The sequence below is a fragment of the Enterobacter cloacae complex sp. 302F9 genome (assembly GCF_050030335.1).
Lineage (GTDB): Bacteria > Pseudomonadota > Gammaproteobacteria > Enterobacterales > Enterobacteriaceae > Enterobacter > Enterobacter hormaechei_C.
Genome location: NZ_JBLGUC010000001.1, coordinates 2705817 through 2720917 on the forward strand (window position 1 = coordinate 2705817; position 15101 = coordinate 2720917).

At 56.0% G+C, this 15101-nt stretch carries 14 protein-coding genes and 1 pseudogene; 8 read left to right on the plus strand and 7 right to left on the minus strand.

What is annotated here, in order from left to right; genetic code table 11:
- Positions 1–103 precede the first annotated feature (103 nt).
- Positions 104–835, plus strand: coding sequence for a flagellar brake protein YcgR (ycgR, locus tag ACQG0T_RS13090; protein WP_017384309.1), 732 nt, complete (start codon positions 104–106; stop codon positions 833–835).
- A gap of 37 nt (positions 836–872) precedes the next feature.
- Here ycgR and emtA read toward each other — a convergent pair whose 3' ends face one another.
- Positions 873–1484, minus strand: a complete 612-nt coding sequence (gene emtA / locus ACQG0T_RS13095) for a membrane-bound lytic murein transglycosylase EmtA (RefSeq protein WP_017384310.1) — start codon at positions 1482–1484, stop codon at positions 873–875.
- A gap of 107 nt (positions 1485–1591) precedes the next feature.
- On the opposite strand from emtA, the gene ldcA reads away from it, so the two are divergent.
- Positions 1592–2506 (plus strand): muramoyltetrapeptide carboxypeptidase, encoded by a 915-nt coding sequence (gene ldcA / locus ACQG0T_RS13100; RefSeq protein WP_252051107.1) that lies wholly within the window; start codon positions 1592–1594, stop codon positions 2504–2506.
- Positions 2507–2603: 97 nt separating this feature from the next.
- A pseudogene (locus ACQG0T_RS13105) lies at positions 2604–4271 on the plus strand (potassium/proton antiporter); the annotation flags it as partial.
- 164 nt (positions 4272–4435) lie between these two features.
- Here the strand turns inward: ACQG0T_RS13105 and dadX are convergent.
- Together dadX and ACQG0T_RS13115 are read right to left on the minus strand one after the other, a co-directional pair.
- Positions 4436–5506 carry a catabolic alanine racemase DadX gene (gene dadX / locus ACQG0T_RS13110; protein ID WP_032653929.1) on the minus strand — a complete coding sequence of 357 codons (1071 nt, stop codon included), beginning with the start codon at positions 5504–5506 and terminating at the stop codon, positions 4436–4438.
- Positions 5507–5515: 9 nt separating this feature from the next.
- Complete coding sequence (locus ACQG0T_RS13115) at positions 5516–6814, minus strand: D-amino acid dehydrogenase (protein ID WP_271040308.1); 1299 nt, start codon at positions 6812–6814, stop codon at positions 5516–5518.
- Between the two features lie 321 nt (positions 6815–7135).
- On the opposite strand from ACQG0T_RS13115, the gene ACQG0T_RS13120 reads away from it, so the two are divergent.
- Positions 7136–8668, plus strand: coding sequence for a SpoVR family protein (locus tag ACQG0T_RS13120; RefSeq protein ID WP_017384314.1), 1533 nt, complete (start codon positions 7136–7138; stop codon positions 8666–8668).
- A 114-nt stretch (positions 8669–8782) separates the two neighbouring features.
- Here ACQG0T_RS13120 and fadR read toward each other — a convergent pair whose 3' ends face one another.
- A complete protein-coding gene (gene fadR / locus ACQG0T_RS13125; protein ID WP_015570315.1) occupies positions 8783–9502 on the minus strand; it encodes a fatty acid metabolism transcriptional regulator FadR in 720 nt (239 codons plus the stop codon).
- A 201-nt stretch (positions 9503–9703) separates the two neighbouring features.
- On the opposite strand from fadR, the gene nhaB reads away from it, so the two are divergent.
- Positions 9704–11242, plus strand: a complete 1539-nt coding sequence (nhaB, locus tag ACQG0T_RS13130) for a Na(+)/H(+) antiporter NhaB (RefSeq protein WP_017693269.1) — start codon at positions 9704–9706, stop codon at positions 11240–11242.
- A 46-nt stretch (positions 11243–11288) separates the two neighbouring features.
- The gene (dsbB, locus tag ACQG0T_RS13135; protein ID WP_017693268.1) at positions 11289–11819 is read left to right on the plus strand and encodes a disulfide bond formation protein DsbB; all 531 of its coding nucleotides are present in this window, start codon (positions 11289–11291) and stop codon (positions 11817–11819) included.
- Between the two features lie 99 nt (positions 11820–11918).
- Here the strand turns inward: dsbB and ACQG0T_RS13140 are convergent, their stop codons facing one another.
- The 3 genes from ACQG0T_RS13140 to ACQG0T_RS13150 all read right to left on the minus strand — a co-directional run bounded on the left by ACQG0T_RS13140 (position 11919) and on the right by ACQG0T_RS13150 (position 13435).
- A complete protein-coding gene (locus tag ACQG0T_RS13140) occupies positions 11919–12359 on the minus strand; it encodes a YcgN family cysteine cluster protein (protein ID WP_015570314.1) in 441 nt (146 codons plus the stop codon).
- Positions 12360–12452: 93 nt separating this feature from the next.
- Entirely contained in the window at positions 12453–13112 is a 660-nt protein-coding gene (locus ACQG0T_RS13145; protein ID WP_032619529.1) for a fumarylacetoacetate hydrolase family protein, read from the minus strand.
- A 47-nt stretch (positions 13113–13159) separates the two neighbouring features.
- Positions 13160–13435 carry a YcgL domain-containing protein gene (locus ACQG0T_RS13150; RefSeq protein ID WP_006810982.1) on the minus strand — a complete coding sequence of 92 codons (276 nt, stop codon included), beginning with the start codon at positions 13433–13435 and terminating at the stop codon, positions 13160–13162.
- Between the two features lie 123 nt (positions 13436–13558).
- Here ACQG0T_RS13150 and minC point away from each other — a divergent pair, with 123 nt between their 5' ends.
- On the plus strand, positions 13559–14266 hold the full coding sequence (minC, locus tag ACQG0T_RS13155) for a septum site-determining protein MinC (RefSeq protein ID WP_017384318.1): 708 nt from the start codon (positions 13559–13561) through the stop codon (positions 14264–14266).
- A 22-nt stretch (positions 14267–14288) separates the two neighbouring features.
- On the plus strand, positions 14289–15101 hold the full coding sequence (gene minD, locus ACQG0T_RS13160) for a septum site-determining protein MinD (RefSeq protein WP_003859938.1): 813 nt from the start codon (positions 14289–14291) through the stop codon (positions 15099–15101).

A 15101-nucleotide genomic window follows, 5' to 3' on the forward strand; every position in this document is an offset into this window, starting at 1 on the left:
CAAATCAATATCGGCGGAGAAAAACAGATCGTTTGTATTAAGTTTCATGCCAGCGTGCCGATAACCCAGAGACAGTCTGTCATCTATCGAGGAGCCATCTGGCGTGAGTAGCTACAGTGAGCAGTTCCTGAAACAAAATCCGCTGGCTGTATTAGGGGTATTACGCGACCTGAAAAAGGGCGAGGTGCCGCTGCGCATCAACTGGTCAACCAGCCAGTTTATCAGTAAGATCCTGGACGTGACGGCAGAACACCTGATCGTGGATCTGGGTAGCCAGAGCGAAGAAAACCGTGCCGCGCTCCAGGCAGAAAACCTCTCGGTGATGGCCGAAACGCAGGGGGCTAAAGTCGAGTTTATACTGCCCCGCCTGACCACGATCGCGTACCAGGGTTTGCCTGCGTTTATCGCTCCCCTGCCCGCTAACCTCTGGTTCGTGCAACGCCGCGAGTTTTTTCGCATCAGCGCCCCGCTTCACCCGGCCTATTTCTGTAAGGCAAAAATGCCGGACAAAAAAGAGATCCGCTTTCGTCTCTTCGACCTGTCACTGGGCGGGATGGGCGCGTTAATGGATACGCCGAAGCCGGAAGGACTGGTGGAAGGCATGCGTTTTAGTCAGATTGAGCTGGATATGGGCGGATGGGGACGCTTCTGGTTTGACGCCCAGCTGATTGCCATCAGCGAGCGTAAGGTGGTGGACAGCAAAAACGAAACCATTACCACGCCGCGACTGAGCTTTCGCTTTCTGAATGTCGGGCCAGGCGCCGAACGCGAACTACAGCGCATCATCTTCTCACTGGAGCGTGAAGCGCGGGAACGCGCGAACAAAGTGCGCTGAAAGGCGTCGGGCAGCATGCTGCCGCCCGACAAAGGCGTTACATGGCGTCCATCGCTTTCTGTACTTTCCAGATATAACGTGGAGCCTGTGCTGACGGATGATTCTTCACCACGTGCTCGAAGAATTCATCTTTATCCATATCGTTAATCTCTTCTATCGCCTCTTTGCGATCGGATGAGAAGGTTCGGAGCAGCGCGCCGGCTCCGTTAACGTACGACACCACCAGCGCATATTGCATCACTTCCGGATCGTCAATCCCCTTCAGAATGCCATGCTCGAGAATGCTCAGGTAAGCGGTTCCCATAGAGATATTACGTTCCGGGTTTTTCAGCTCGCTGGTGGATGGCTGTCCCTTCCAGCCCATGTAGCGATAGACCTCTCTTCCCGCCGTCGAGGCTTTTAACTGCATCAGCCCCACCGCATTCGATTTACTCACCAGCGTCGGGTTGCCGCCGGACTCCACGGCAATGATCGCCGTGATCAGACGCGGGCTCACGCCCCAGGCCTTCCCGGCTTGTTCGCTGATCGGCATCCACTGCATGGCCCGCTTTACCGGCACTTCAGGGTTCCAGGGGGGATTTTGATAATCATGTTTTGAACTACAGCCAGCGAGCAGCACAATCAAAAAAGCAAACCATCTCAATTTCACGTCATCTATCCTTATAGCCGGTCATCGCGGTACGTCGCCCCTTGAAGCAGGCGGCGTATAAGCGGCATGATATAGACAATTAGATTCTCATTCAGCAAGGAATTGCCATGCCTCAGTTTCATCTCATCGCACCGTCAGGCTACTGCATCAACCAGGAGGCGGCACAGCGGGGCGTTCAGCGCCTGCTGGAAATGGGCCATCAGGTAGAAAATCAGACAATTATCCCCCGCCGCATGCAGCGTTTTGCCGGTACGGAGGCGCAGAGACTGAGCGATATCAACAGCCTGGCGACGCTGGAAGGTGAAAACACTATTGTGCTGGCCGTGCGCGGCGGCTATGGCGCAAGCCGGCTGCTGGAGAGCATCGACTGGGCCGGGCTGGCCGCGCGCCAGCAGCAGGATCCGCTGTTAATCTGCGGACACAGCGATTTCACGGCGATCCAGCTCGGCCTGCTTGCGTTGCATAACGTCATTACCTTTAGCGGCCCGATGCTGGCCGGCAACTTTGGTGCGCCGGAGCTGGATGCGTTTACGCAGGACCATTTCTGGCGCGCCCTGCAAAACCCGACGTTCACCGTCGAGTGGCAAGGCAATGGACCGCACTGGGAATGTGAAGGACAGCTGTGGGGCGGCAACCTCGCGATGCTGGTGTCGCTGATTGGAACGCCGTGGCTGCCGCAGATCGCGGACGGCATACTGGTGCTGGAAGATATCAACGAACACCCGTTCCGCGTCGAACGTATGCTGTTGCAGCTGTATCACGCCGGGATCCTGGATCGGCAGTCGGCCATTGTGCTGGGCAGTTTTAGTGGTTCAGCCCCTAACGATTACGATGCGGGCTATTCCCTGGAGACGATGATTGATTTCATTCGTTCCCGGCTGGATATCCCGGTGATCGCCGGTCTGGATTTCGGCCATGAGCAGCAAACCGTTACCCTGCCGCTGGGTGCCCAGGCGCACCTTGTACACGATAATTCAGGCAGTCGGTTAACAATCAGCGGTCATCCGGTCTTAAAGGCATAAAAAAGCCGTTATTCCCCCTCAATAAAACGCAGTTAACGTTGTTATTATGTTAGGGTTTTAATAACAACGTTCACATTGAGGTGGGAGTAAGACGACATTGGGTGCCACAGCGATAATCAGTCTTTTCATTCTGGGTTCCATCCTGGTAACCTTTAGCATTTTATTAAGTTCATTTTCATCGCGTCTTGGCATACCTATTCTTGTCATTTTCCTGGCTATCGGCATGCTTGCCGGGATCGACGGTATCGGCGGTATCCCCTTCGATAATTACCCTTTCGCCTATATGGTGAGTAACCTCGCGCTGGCGGTGATTCTGCTGGACGGCGGCATGCGCACCCAGGCAAGTTCGTTTCGCGTTGCCTTAGGCCCGGCGCTGTCTCTGGCGACCGTCGGCGTGCTGATCACCTCCGGCCTGACCGGCATGATGGCGGCCTGGCTGTTTAACCTCGATATAATGGAAGGCCTGCTGATTGGCGCGATTGTCGGCTCTACCGATGCGGCGGCGGTTTTCTCACTGCTCGGCGGCAAGGGGCTGAACGAACGCGTTGGCTCCACGCTTGAGATTGAATCCGGCAGTAACGATCCGATGGCGGTGTTCCTGACCATTACCCTGATTGAGATGATCCAGCAGCACGAAACCGGCCTGAGCTGGATGTTCGCCTGGCACATCCTCCAGCAGTTTGGCCTCGGGATTATCATTGGTCTCGGCGGCGGTTACCTGTTACAGCATACGATTAACCGTATTACGCTGCCTTCCGGCCTTTACCCGCTGCTGGCCCTGAGCGGTGGGATCCTGATCTTTGCCGTCACCACCGCGCTGGACGGCAGCGGTATTCTGGCGGTTTACCTTTGCGGTTTCCTGTTGGGCAACCGACCGATTCGCAACCGTCACGCCATCTTGCAGAACTTCGACGGTCTGGCCTGGCTGGCGCAGATCGCCATGTTCCTGGTGCTGGGCCTGCTGGTGACGCCGTCGGACCTGCTGCCTATCGCCGTACCGGCGCTGCTTTTGTCAGCCTGGATGATCTTCTTCGCCCGTCCGCTGTCGGTGTTTGCCGGGCTGCTGCCGTTCCGCGGGTTTAACCTACGTGAGCGGATATTTATCAGTTGGGTGGGGCTGCGCGGCGCGGTGCCAATTATTCTGGCAGTGTTCCCGATGATGGCCGGGCTGGACAACGCCCGCCTGTTCTTCAACGTCGCCTTCTTCGTGGTGCTGGTGTCGCTGCTGTTCCAGGGGACGTCGCTGGGCTGGGCGGCGAAAAAAGCCAAAGTGGTGGTACCGCCCATTGGCTGGCCGGTCTCCCGCGTGGGGCTGGATATTCACCCTGAGAATCCCTGGGAACAGTTTGTCTACCAGCTAAGCGCCGATAAGTGGTGCGTGGGCGCGTCCCTGCGCGATCTGCATATGCCCGCTGAAACGCGCATTGCCGCCCTGTTCCGGGATAACGCCCTGCTTCACCCGACCGGCAGCACGCGGCTGCGTGAGAACGATATCCTCTGCGTGATTGGCCGCGAGCGCGACCTGCCGGCCCTCGGCAAGCTGTTCAGCCAGTCGCCCCCGGTGGCGCTGGATCAGCGTTTCTTCGGCGATTTTATCCTCGAAGCCAGCGCCCGCTTTGCGGATGTGGCGCTGATTTATGGCCTGGAAGGTGGACTGGAGAATCGAGATAACCAGCAAACCCTGGGTGAGATTATTCAGCAATTATTAGGAGCTGCGCCGGTCGTCGGTGACCAGGTGGAGTTTGCCGGGATGATCTGGACGGTAGCGGAGAAAGAAGATAACGCGGTGCGCAAAGTCGGCGTAAGGCCGATGGAGGAGGAGGCGGAGTAGCTGCTTTTTTGCCGGGTGGCGCTAACGCTTACCCGGCCTACGTTCGGGCTTTTGTAGGCCGGGTAAGGCGAAGCCGCCACCCGGCACACACACACATGTTACACCGTCACAACAGGCACTCTTGGCGCCAGCGCGCACATCAGCTCATACCCGACGGTGCCCGCCGCAGCGGCCACATCATCAATTTTAACCTCGTTGCCCCACAGCTCAACCGGTGACCCGATCCCCGCCTGGGGACACGGCGTCAAATCGATGGCCAGCATGTCCATGGAGACGGTACCTACCGTGCCGGTGCGCACGCCATCGACCCACACCGGCGTGCCGCTCGGGGCGATGCGCGGATAACCATCTGCATAGCCCCCCGCCACGATACCGATGCGCTGTTCACCTGCTGCCCGATAGCGGCTGCCATAGCCCACCGTATCGCCCGCTTTCAGGGTTTGCACGCCGATAATCTCGCTTCGTAACGTCATCACCGGCTTCAGGCCGCTGTTGGCAATATCCTGCCACTGACCTGAGGGTGACGCGCCGTACAGTACGATCCCCGGACGTACCCAGTTGTAGTGCGCCTCGGGATGCCAGAGCGTTGCCGCTGAGTTCGACAGCGAGCGCGGACAGTCCAGACCTTCTGCCGCCTGCTCAATGCGGACCATGGCATCGGCAATGCCGTCCGGCTTTTCCGCATCGGCGAAGTGCGCCATCAGCGTCATCTCACCGACGTTTTTCAGCGCACGAAGCTGCTGCCAGACCGTATGCACCCGTTCAGGCTGGAAGCCCAGACGGTTCATCCCGCTGTTCACTTTGAGATAAATATCCAGCGGGGCATGCAGCTTCGCGTCCTGGATGGCCTTGATCTGCCAGTTACTGTGAACGCTGGTCGTCAGGCGGTACTTATCCAGCAGAGGCAGATCCTGCGCATGAAAGAATCCTTCCAGCAGCAGGATCGGTCCTTTCCAGCCGCGCTCGCGCAGCAGGATGGCCTCTTCCAGATTCAGCAAGGCAAAACCATCGGTGCCGCCGAGCGCACTCCAGATACGGTCAATACCATGACCGTAGGCGTTGGCTTTCACCACCGACCAGACACGAGAACCCGGCGCAGCACGGCGAACAATTTGCAGGTTATCCTTCAGCGCCTGCAAATCCAGCTGGGCCAGAATAGGACGGGACATGACGACTCCTTAATTATGCGCGCCGTGCAGGTGTTGTGGACGCGATGGGGTAAACCCTGATTCATAGCGTGCGGCGCTCAAATCGTCAAACGGAATTGCCGGCGTCCGTCCGGAGATCAGGTCGCTCAGCAGCTGGCCCGAACCGCAGGCCATGGTCCAGCCAAGCGTGCCGTGGCCGGTGTTGGTCCACAGATTTTTATATGGCGTACGGCCCACAATCGGCGTGCCGTCCGGGGTCATTGGGCGCAGGCCGGTCCAGAACGTCGCCTGCTCAATGAAGCCGCCGCGCGGGAAGAGATCGCCCACGACCATCTCCAGCGTTTCACGACGCGGTTTGAGCAGCTCGGTATTGAAGCCCACGATTTCCGCCATGCCGCCGACGCGGATCCGGTTATCGAAGCGGGTGATGGCGATTTTGTAGGTTTCATCGAGAATGGTCGAGACCGGCGCGCCGCTGTCCTCTTTCACCGGGATGGTCAGGGAGTAGCCTTTCAGCGGATAGACCGGGATATCCAGGATGCCTTTCAGCATCGCGGTTGAGTAGGAGCCAAACGCCATCACGTAGGCATCGGCTTTAATTACCTCTTCCCCACACTTCACGCCGTAAATCTTCTCCCCTTCCGACAGCAGTTTGTCGACAGAAGTATTGAAGCGGAATTTCACCCCGGCCTGCTCACACATGCGCGCCAGACGCTGGGTGAAAAGCTGGCAGTCGCCGGTTTCATCGTTCGGTAAACGCAGACCGCCCGTCAGCTTGTGCGCGACCTCGGCAAGCGCTGGCTCCACCTGCGCCAGCTGGCTGGCTTCCAGCAGCTGATACGGTACGCCAGCATCTTCAAGCACGGCGATATCGCGGGTCGCGTTTTCGTACTGTTGCGCGGTACGGAACAGCTGAAGCGTGCCGCCCTGACGCCCTTCATATTCGATGCCCGTTGAGGCACGCAGCGCCTTCAGGCAGTCGCGGCTGTATTCCGCCAGCCGCACCATACGCCCCTTGTTTTCCATATAGTGGCGGGTGTCGCAGTTGCGCAGCATCTGCCACATCCACTTAAGCTGGAACTGCGTGCCGTCAAGGCTGATCGCCAGGGGCGCATGTCGCTGAAACATCCATTTGATCGCCTTCAGCGGAACGCCCGGGGCCGCCCACGGCGCAGCGTAGCCCGGAGAGATTTGCCCCGCATTCGCCGCACTGGTTTCCAGCGCCGGACCGGATTCGCGATCGATAACGGTAACCTCATGTCCCGCCTGACTCAAATACCAGGCGCTGGTCACGCCAACGACACCACTTCCCAGTATGACAACACGCATAGCCACTCCATTATGAGCAAAAGAACAATCATCTAATTACAGATTGATAACCTAGTTGAAAATATTATTCAACATATGACTTTTTTATGGTGACTCAACTCACATATCCCGCTGTATCAGGGGATGGCGCTTATTTGGGATCTCCTGCTGCGCGTTATTTTTAACCAGTAGAAAATTCTGTGAGCACCGCTTTATTTGCCGTATCGAAAACGCGAAATCGCAAAGAAAAAATTTCTGCGCCCCGCGTATTTGAATGGGGTGATCTATGCTTAAAAGGAGGCTCTCCAGTCAGAGAGAGCGACCAACAACGAGGGCGCGCTAATGGCTACACTAGATTCCATGTCCAGGGACAGCACCCGTCTGAGCGATGGACCCGACTGGACCTTCGAGTTGCTGGATGTCTACCTGGCGGAGATCGACCGGGTGGCCAAACTCTATCGTCTGGATACCTATCCCCATCAGATTGAAGTCATCACCTCGGAACAGATGATGGACGCTTACTCCAGCGTCGGGATGCCAATTAACTATCCGCACTGGTCGTTTGGCAAAAAATTCATTGAGACAGAGCGGCTGTATAAGCACGGGCAGCAGGGACTGGCGTATGAAATCGTCATTAACTCTAACCCTTGTATTGCCTATCTGATGGAGGAGAACACCATTACCATGCAGGCGCTGGTGATGGCGCACGCCTGCTATGGACATAACTCGTTCTTCAAAAATAACTATCTGTTCCGCAGCTGGACGGACGCCAGCTCCATCGTCGATTACCTGATCTTCGCCCGCAAATACATTACCGACTGCGAAGAGCGCTACGGCGTGGACGAGGTGGAGAAGCTGCTGGACTCCTGCCACGCGCTGATGAACTACGGCGTTGATCGTTATAAGCGTCCGCAGAAGATCTCATTGCAGGAAGAGAAAGCCCGGCAGAAGAGCCGCGAGGAGTATCTGCAAAGCCAGGTGAATATGCTGTGGCGCACCCTGCCGAAACGTGAAGAGGAGAAAACCGTCGCCGAGGCGCGTCGCTACCCTTCCGAGCCGCAGGAAAACCTGCTCTACTTTATGGAGAAAAACGCCCCACTGCTGGAGCCGTGGCAGCGTGAGATCCTGCGCATCGTGCGCAAGGTGAGCCAGTATTTCTATCCGCAGAAGCAGACCCAGGTGATGAACGAAGGCTGGGCGACCTTCTGGCACTACACCATTCTTAACCACCTGTACGACGAAGGAAAAGTCACCGAGCGGTTTATGATGGAGTTTCTGCACAGCCACACCAACGTGGTATTCCAGCCGGCATATAACAGCCCGTGGTACAGCGGCATTAACCCGTACGCGCTCGGCTTTGCCATGTTCCAGGATATCAAGCGTATTTGTCAGTCGCCCACCGAAGAGGACAAATACTGGTTCCCGGATATTGCCGGTTCCGACTGGCTGGAAACGCTGCACTTCGCGATGCGTGATTTTAAGGATGAGAGCTTTATCAGCCAGTTCATGTCGCCGAAGATCATGCGTGATTTCCGCTTCTTCACCGTACTGGATGATGACCGCAACAACTACCTGGAGATCTCCGCGATCCACAACGAAGAGGGTTATCGCGAGATCCGCTCGCGCCTGTCATCCCAGTACAACCTGAGTAATCTTGAACCGAACATTCAGGTCTGGAACGTGGATCTGCGCGGCGACCGCTCCCTGACGTTGCGCTATATTCCGCACAACCGCGCGCCGCTGGATAAGGGGCGTAAGGAAGTGCTGAAGCATGTGCATCGCCTGTGGGGATTTGACGTGTTGCTGGAGCAGCAGAACGAAGATGGCAGCGTGGAGCTGCTGGACCGGTGTCCGGCGCGGTTGAATACGCTGTAGTGGGATTTTTTGCCCGGTGGCGCTACGCTTACCGGGCCTACGGGACCTGTAGGCCGGGTCAGGCGAAGCCGCCACCCGGCGAAAAAAAACCTCTCAATCGAGAGGTTTTTTATTTCAGCGGCTCTGAATCGCTAAATCACCCGGCAGCGTTTTCTGCATCCGGTGCCAGATTTCACCGGAGTCGTGGCCGTAACGACGCACCGTTTCATAGACCTGATCGTGCAGCCCTTCGGTGCAGAGTTTGCTCAGTTTATGGTAGAAGCCGAGCGCCAGGCTGCGGGCTTCAGGGTTAGCAAAGTAGTGACGACCAATGCGCGTATATAACCCTTTCATTCCATTCAGGATCAGACCGTAAACCGGATTGCCGGAAGCAAACGCCAGACCGCGGAACACGTTGTAATCAAGGGTCGCAAAGGCATCCGCGTGGTCTTCCACCTCATTAGCGGTGGCAAGCACTTTCAGCGCATCTTCAGGATGCTGACGAAACGCGGTGCGGATGAAAATGGTGGCGATGTTGGTGCGCACGGAAAGCAGATTATCAATCAGCTGCGGTACGCTTTCGTGGTCGAGACGCGCCAGCGTTTCCAGAATGTTCAGCCCGGACGTTTCCCAGAAGTTGTTCACCTTAGTGGGTTTGCCATGCTGTATCGTCAACCAGCCATCGCGCGCCAGACGCTGGAGCACTTCTCGCAGCGTGGTACGGGTGACGCCAATCAGTTCAGAGAGTTCGCGTTCAGCAGGTAGAATTGATCCCGCAGGGAAACGATTATTCCAGATGCTTTCAATGATGTACTCTTCCGCGAAACCCGCCGGGCTCTGCGCCTTAATGACCATAGTGAGATTTCCATTACACAGCTTTAGCAAATTGCACTCATCATACCAGAGGCGCGCAGAGGCAGATAGCGCAGCAGAGACAGAAAAGAGGGATCGCCGTTTCATTTTTATGAAATTTACAAATGGCTTAATCCCCCGCTCTGCCGCCATTTTTGCGTATACTGATGTCTTGTCTTATTTGACGGGTAAAGGACGTCTGTCGTGGAAATTTCATTTGGGCGCGCGCTGTGGCGCAACTTTTTAGGTCAGTCACCTGACTGGTACAAACTTACTTTACTGGTATTCCTGGTCGTTAATCCCGTTATCTTTTTGCTGGATCCCTTCGTTGCCGGGTGGATGTTGGTCGCCGAGTTTATCTTTACCCTGGCGATGGCGCTGAAGTGCTATCCGCTGTTGCCCGGCGGGCTGCTGGCGCTGGAAGCCGTGGTCATTGGAATGACCAGCGCGGAGCATGTTAAAAACGAGATAGCGTCGAATCTTGAAGTCCTGCTGCTGCTGATCTTCATGGTGGCGGGGATCTACTTTATGAAGCAGCTTCTGCTGTTTATCTTCACCCGTTTGCTGCTGAGCATTCCGTCGAAAACGCTGCTTTCGCTGGCGTTTTGCCTCGCCGCGGCCTTCCTCTCTGCCTTCCTGGATGCGCTGACGGTCGTTGCGGTGGTGATCAGCGTCGCCGTCGGCTTTTACGGGATTTACCACCGGGTGGCCTCGTCTCGTCCTGGCGATAACTTGCAGGACGACAGTCACGTTGAGGCGCACAACCGCGATGTGCTGGAACAGTTCCGCGCGTTTCTGCGCAGCCTGATGATGCATGCGGGCGTGGGGACGGCGCTGGGCGGCGTGATGACCATGGTCGGGGAGCCGCAAAACCTGATTATCGCCAAAGCGGCTGAGTGGCATTTTGGCGAATTTTTCCTGCGCATGGCGCCCGTCAGCGTGCCCGTGCTGGTCTGCGGGTTAGCCACCTGTGTGCTGGTCGAAAAATTCAACCTCTTTGGGTATGGCGCGAAGTTGCCCGATCAGGTCCGCCAGGAGCTGCATAAGTTTGACGAGCAGAGCCGCAAACAACGCACGCGCCAGGAGACGCTGCGCCTGATTGCACAGGGTTTCATCGGCGTGTGGCTTATCGCTGCGCTGGCCTTCCACCTTGCCGAGGTGGGGCTGATTGGCCTGTCGGTAATTATCCTTGCAACCAGCCTGGGCGGCGTTACGGACGAACATGCTATCGGAAAAGCCTTTACCGAAGCGCTGCCGTTTACCGCCCTGCTGGCGGTGTTTTTCGCGGTCGTGGCGGTGATTATTGACCAACATCTGTTCGCGCCGATCATCGCGTTTGTGCTTCAGGCTACGCCAGATTCGCAGCTAACGCTGTTCTATTTGTTTAACGGTCTGTTGTCCTCTATATCCGATAACGTCTTTGTCGGGACGGTATACATCAATGAGGCCAAAGCCGCGATGGAGCAAGGGATTGTCAGCAGTGAACAGTTCGAGCTGCTGGCGGTGGCGATCAACACCGGAACCAACCTCCCCTCCGTGGCAACCCCGAACGGTCAGGCGGCATTCCTCTTCCTGCTGACCTCGGCGCTGGCACCACTCATACGACTTTCTTATGGAAGAATGGTCTGGATGGCGCTGCCGTATACGCTGGTGCTTACCCTGGTTGGTTTGCTGTGCATCAAAATTACTCTCGTTCCCTGTACGCAATGGTTATTGCAAGCAGGTATACTTGCGGCGCATTAAAATTCGTTTACACTGCGCTGTCTAAGCATGTTCCAGGGAAATGATTATGTTGCGATTTTTGAACCAGTGCTCACGCGGTCGCGGAGCGTGGTTGTTGATGGCCCTGACCGCCTTTGCGCTGGAAATGGTCGCGCTGTGGTTTCAGCATGTGATGGGGCTGAAACCTTGCGTACTGTGTATTTATGAGCGTTGTGCGCTATTCGGCATTATGGGCGCGGGTCTGGTAGGTGCGATTGCACCTAAATCACCGTTACGCTATGCGGCAATTGCCATCTGGCTATACAGCGCCGGGAAAGGGATTGCGCTTGCCTGGGAGCACACCCAGATGCAGCTTCACCCGTCGCCGTTTATGACCTGTGATTTTGCCGCCCGCTTCCCGAGCTGGCTGCCGCTGGATAAATGGCTGCCGCAGGTGTTTGTGGCCTCCGGTGACTGCTCTGTACGCCAGTGGGAGTTCCTGACGCTGGAGATGCCGCAGTGGCTGGTGGGCATTTTTGTCGCCTACTTTGTGGTGGCACTGCTGGTGCTGATTGCCCAGCCGTTCAAACCAAAGAAACGCGATCTTTTTGGAAGGTAAAAGCAAAACGGCAACGTCAGTTTTGTTGGTCGGGTAAGCGCAGCGCCACCCGACAAAATTGCGCACAATAAAAAACCCGCCTCGGCGGGTTTTTTATTATCACCGATTAGGGTGATTCATAATGTGGTCTTCCCAGTCGCGCACCTCGGACTCTTTCACCGCAATGTGGCGCACGGAAATACGTTCACCGTGCATCGCCGCTTTCGACCCCGTCAACAGCGGATGCCATGTGGGCAGATCCTTTCCTTCCGCCAGCAGGCGATACGCGCAGGTATGCGGCAGCCACTCAAAGGTCGGCAGATTTTCACGGGTTAACTTGATGCAGTCCGGCTCATATTCGAAACGGCGCTCATAGTTGCGGCACTGGCAGGTTTTGATGTTTAACTGCTTGCAGGCTACGTTGGTGAAATAGATCTCGTCTGAATCTTCATCCATCAGCTTATGCAGGCAGCACTGCCCGCAGCCGTCACACAACGATTCCCACTCCGCGTCGGTCATGTCGTCGAGAGTTTTGCTTTGCCAGAAAGGAATGTCGTTCATCGGGATGTCCACACGTCAAAATAGAGCGCACCTTATAACGAGTCTGGCACGTTGATGCAAGTTTTGCCGCCCTTTTCAGGCGGCAAGGTGCTTTTACAGCACGCGGGTTTTCAGCGACAGGCCGTTAAAACTGACGTCCAGTTCGTCGCCGCTAAGCAGCGGCCCCACACCTTCCGGAGTGCCGGTGAGGATCACGTCGCCAGGTTTCAGGGTGAAGAAGCGGCTCATGTAGGCAATCAGCGGAACGATCTTATGGATCATGTCAGCGGTTGTTCCCTGCTGGCGGATCTCGCCGTTGACCTTCAGGCTGAGCGGCGTGTTCTGCGGATCGTCGGTAAATTCACTCACCGGAACGAAACCGGAAATCGGGCATGAATTATCAAAACCCTTGGCTTTTTCCCACGGCTGCCCCGCTTTCTTCATTTTGCCCTGGACGTCACGCAGCGTCAGGTCGAGCGCGACACCGTAACCCGCAATCGCTTTCTCTACATGCTCTTCAGTTGCCTGGCGCAGCGTCGCGCCGATCAGCACCGCCAGCTCCACTTCATGATGCACCGAGCCCAGTCCCTGCGGCAGAACCAGCGGCTGGCGAATATCGCACAGTGCGGTTTCTGGCTTAATAAACAGAACCGGCTCTTCCGGCACGGCGCTGCCCATCTCCTGAATATGTTTTGCATAGTTGCTGCCCACGCAGACCACTTTGCTGACGGGATAATCCAGTAATGCACCTTGCCAGTTATGATGTTGATACATGGTCGACCCCTAATCGGTTGATGAGTTGTTCCCGGAAGGACCCGGGCTTATTTCTTTCCGCTCACCTCAAGATGCTGTTTTAATAAATTCTCCGGTGGCGGCGGAAGCTGTAAATAATAGCCCTGCTCGGTTAACGCCTTTTTGACTTTCTCCAGATCGGCGTTCACCAGCTTCTTACGGCCGTCCAGCGGCAGCAGCATCGCCAGCTGCGGTCGGCCAAAGCTTTTCATTAATTCTTCAGGCACGCGGGAAAAATCGTCTTTCTTTTCGACATAAAGGTAGGTCTGGTCGCGGCTGGTACTTCTGTAGATCACACAAAACATGTTTTTACTCTGAATTAACGGGTGGTTGCTTGCCTCAATATACTCCTGACTATAACATGCCTGATACTCTTCGGAATATCGCGGCGATGTGTTGCGGTTAATAGCAAATTGAGTAAGGCCAGGATGTCAAATACGCCCATCGAGCTTAAAGGCAGTAGCTTCACCTTATCAGTGGTTCATTTGCATGATGCAAAACCCGAGGTTATTCGTCAGGCGTTAGAAGACAAAATCGCGCAGGCTCCCGCTTTCCTTAAGCATGCTCCTGTTGTCGTCAATGTAAGCGACCTTGAGGGGCCGGTTAACTGGAAGCGGCTCCAGCAGGCCGTCGCCTCCACGGGGTTGCGCATCGTGGGCATTAGCGGCTGCAAAGACGCAGAGTTAAAAGCCGAAATTGAACGCGCGGGTTTGCCCTTGTTGAACGAGGGCAAAGAAAAAGCCCCACGTGCAACGCCTGCAACCGTTCCCGCTCCCCCGCCTCCGGCGCAAAATGTAGCCCCAGTCACAAAAACGCGATTGATTGATCTGCCGGTTCGTTCCGGTCAGCGCATTTATGCGCCAAACTGTGATCTGATTGTTACAAGCCACGTCAGTGCGGGCGCTGAACTGATTGCAGATGGCAATATTCACGTTTACGGTATGATGCGTGGGCGTGCGCTTGCGGGTGCCAGCGGCGATCGAGAAGCACAAATTTTTTGTACTCACCTGACGGCAGAACTGGTGTCTATCGCAGGTGAATATTGGCTGAGCGATAAAATCCCAGCCGAATTTTATGGCAAAGCGGCCCGTCTGCAACTGGCAGATAACGCTTTGACCGTTCAACCGTTAAATTGATCCCTTTTAACAAGGAATTTCTATGGCACGCATTATTGTTGTGACTTCGGGTAAAGGAGGCGTTGGCAAGACCACCTCCAGCGCGGCCATCGCTACTGGTTTGGCCCAGAAGGGAAAGAAAACCGTCGTAATCGACTTCGATATCGGTCTGCGTAACCTGGACCTGATCATGGGTTGCGAGCGTCGCGTGGTGTATGACTTCGTGAACGTCATTCAGGGCGATGCCACCCTTAACCAGGCGCTGATTAAAGATAAGCGTACCGAGAACCTCTACATTCTTCCGGCGTCCCAGACCCGTGATAAAGACGCCCTGACCCGCGAAGGCGTGGAAAAGGTGCTCGACGATCTGAAAAAGATGGAGTTCGACTTCGTGGTCTGCGACTCCCCGGCCGGTATCGAAACCGGGGCTTTGATGGCGCTCTACTTCGCGGATGAAGCCATCATCACCACCAACCCGGAAGTCTCGTCAGTACGTGACTCCGACCGTATTCTCGGCATTCTGGCCTCGAAATCCCGTCGCGCGGAAAATGGCCAGGAGCCAATCAAAGAGCACCTGCTGCTGACCCGCTACAACCCGGGCCGGGTGAACAAAGGTGACATGCTGAGCATGGAAGACGTGCTGGAGATCCTGCGCATCAAACTGGTTGGCGTGATCCCGGAAGATCAGTCCGTGTTGCGCGCCTCTAACCAGGGCGAGCCCGTGATCCTGGATACACAGGCAGACGCAGGTAAAGCGTATGCGGATACCGTTGACCGTCTGCTGGGAGAAGAACGTCCTTTCCGCTTCATTGAAGAAGAGAAGAAAGGTTTCCTCAAACGCCTGTTCGGAGGATAA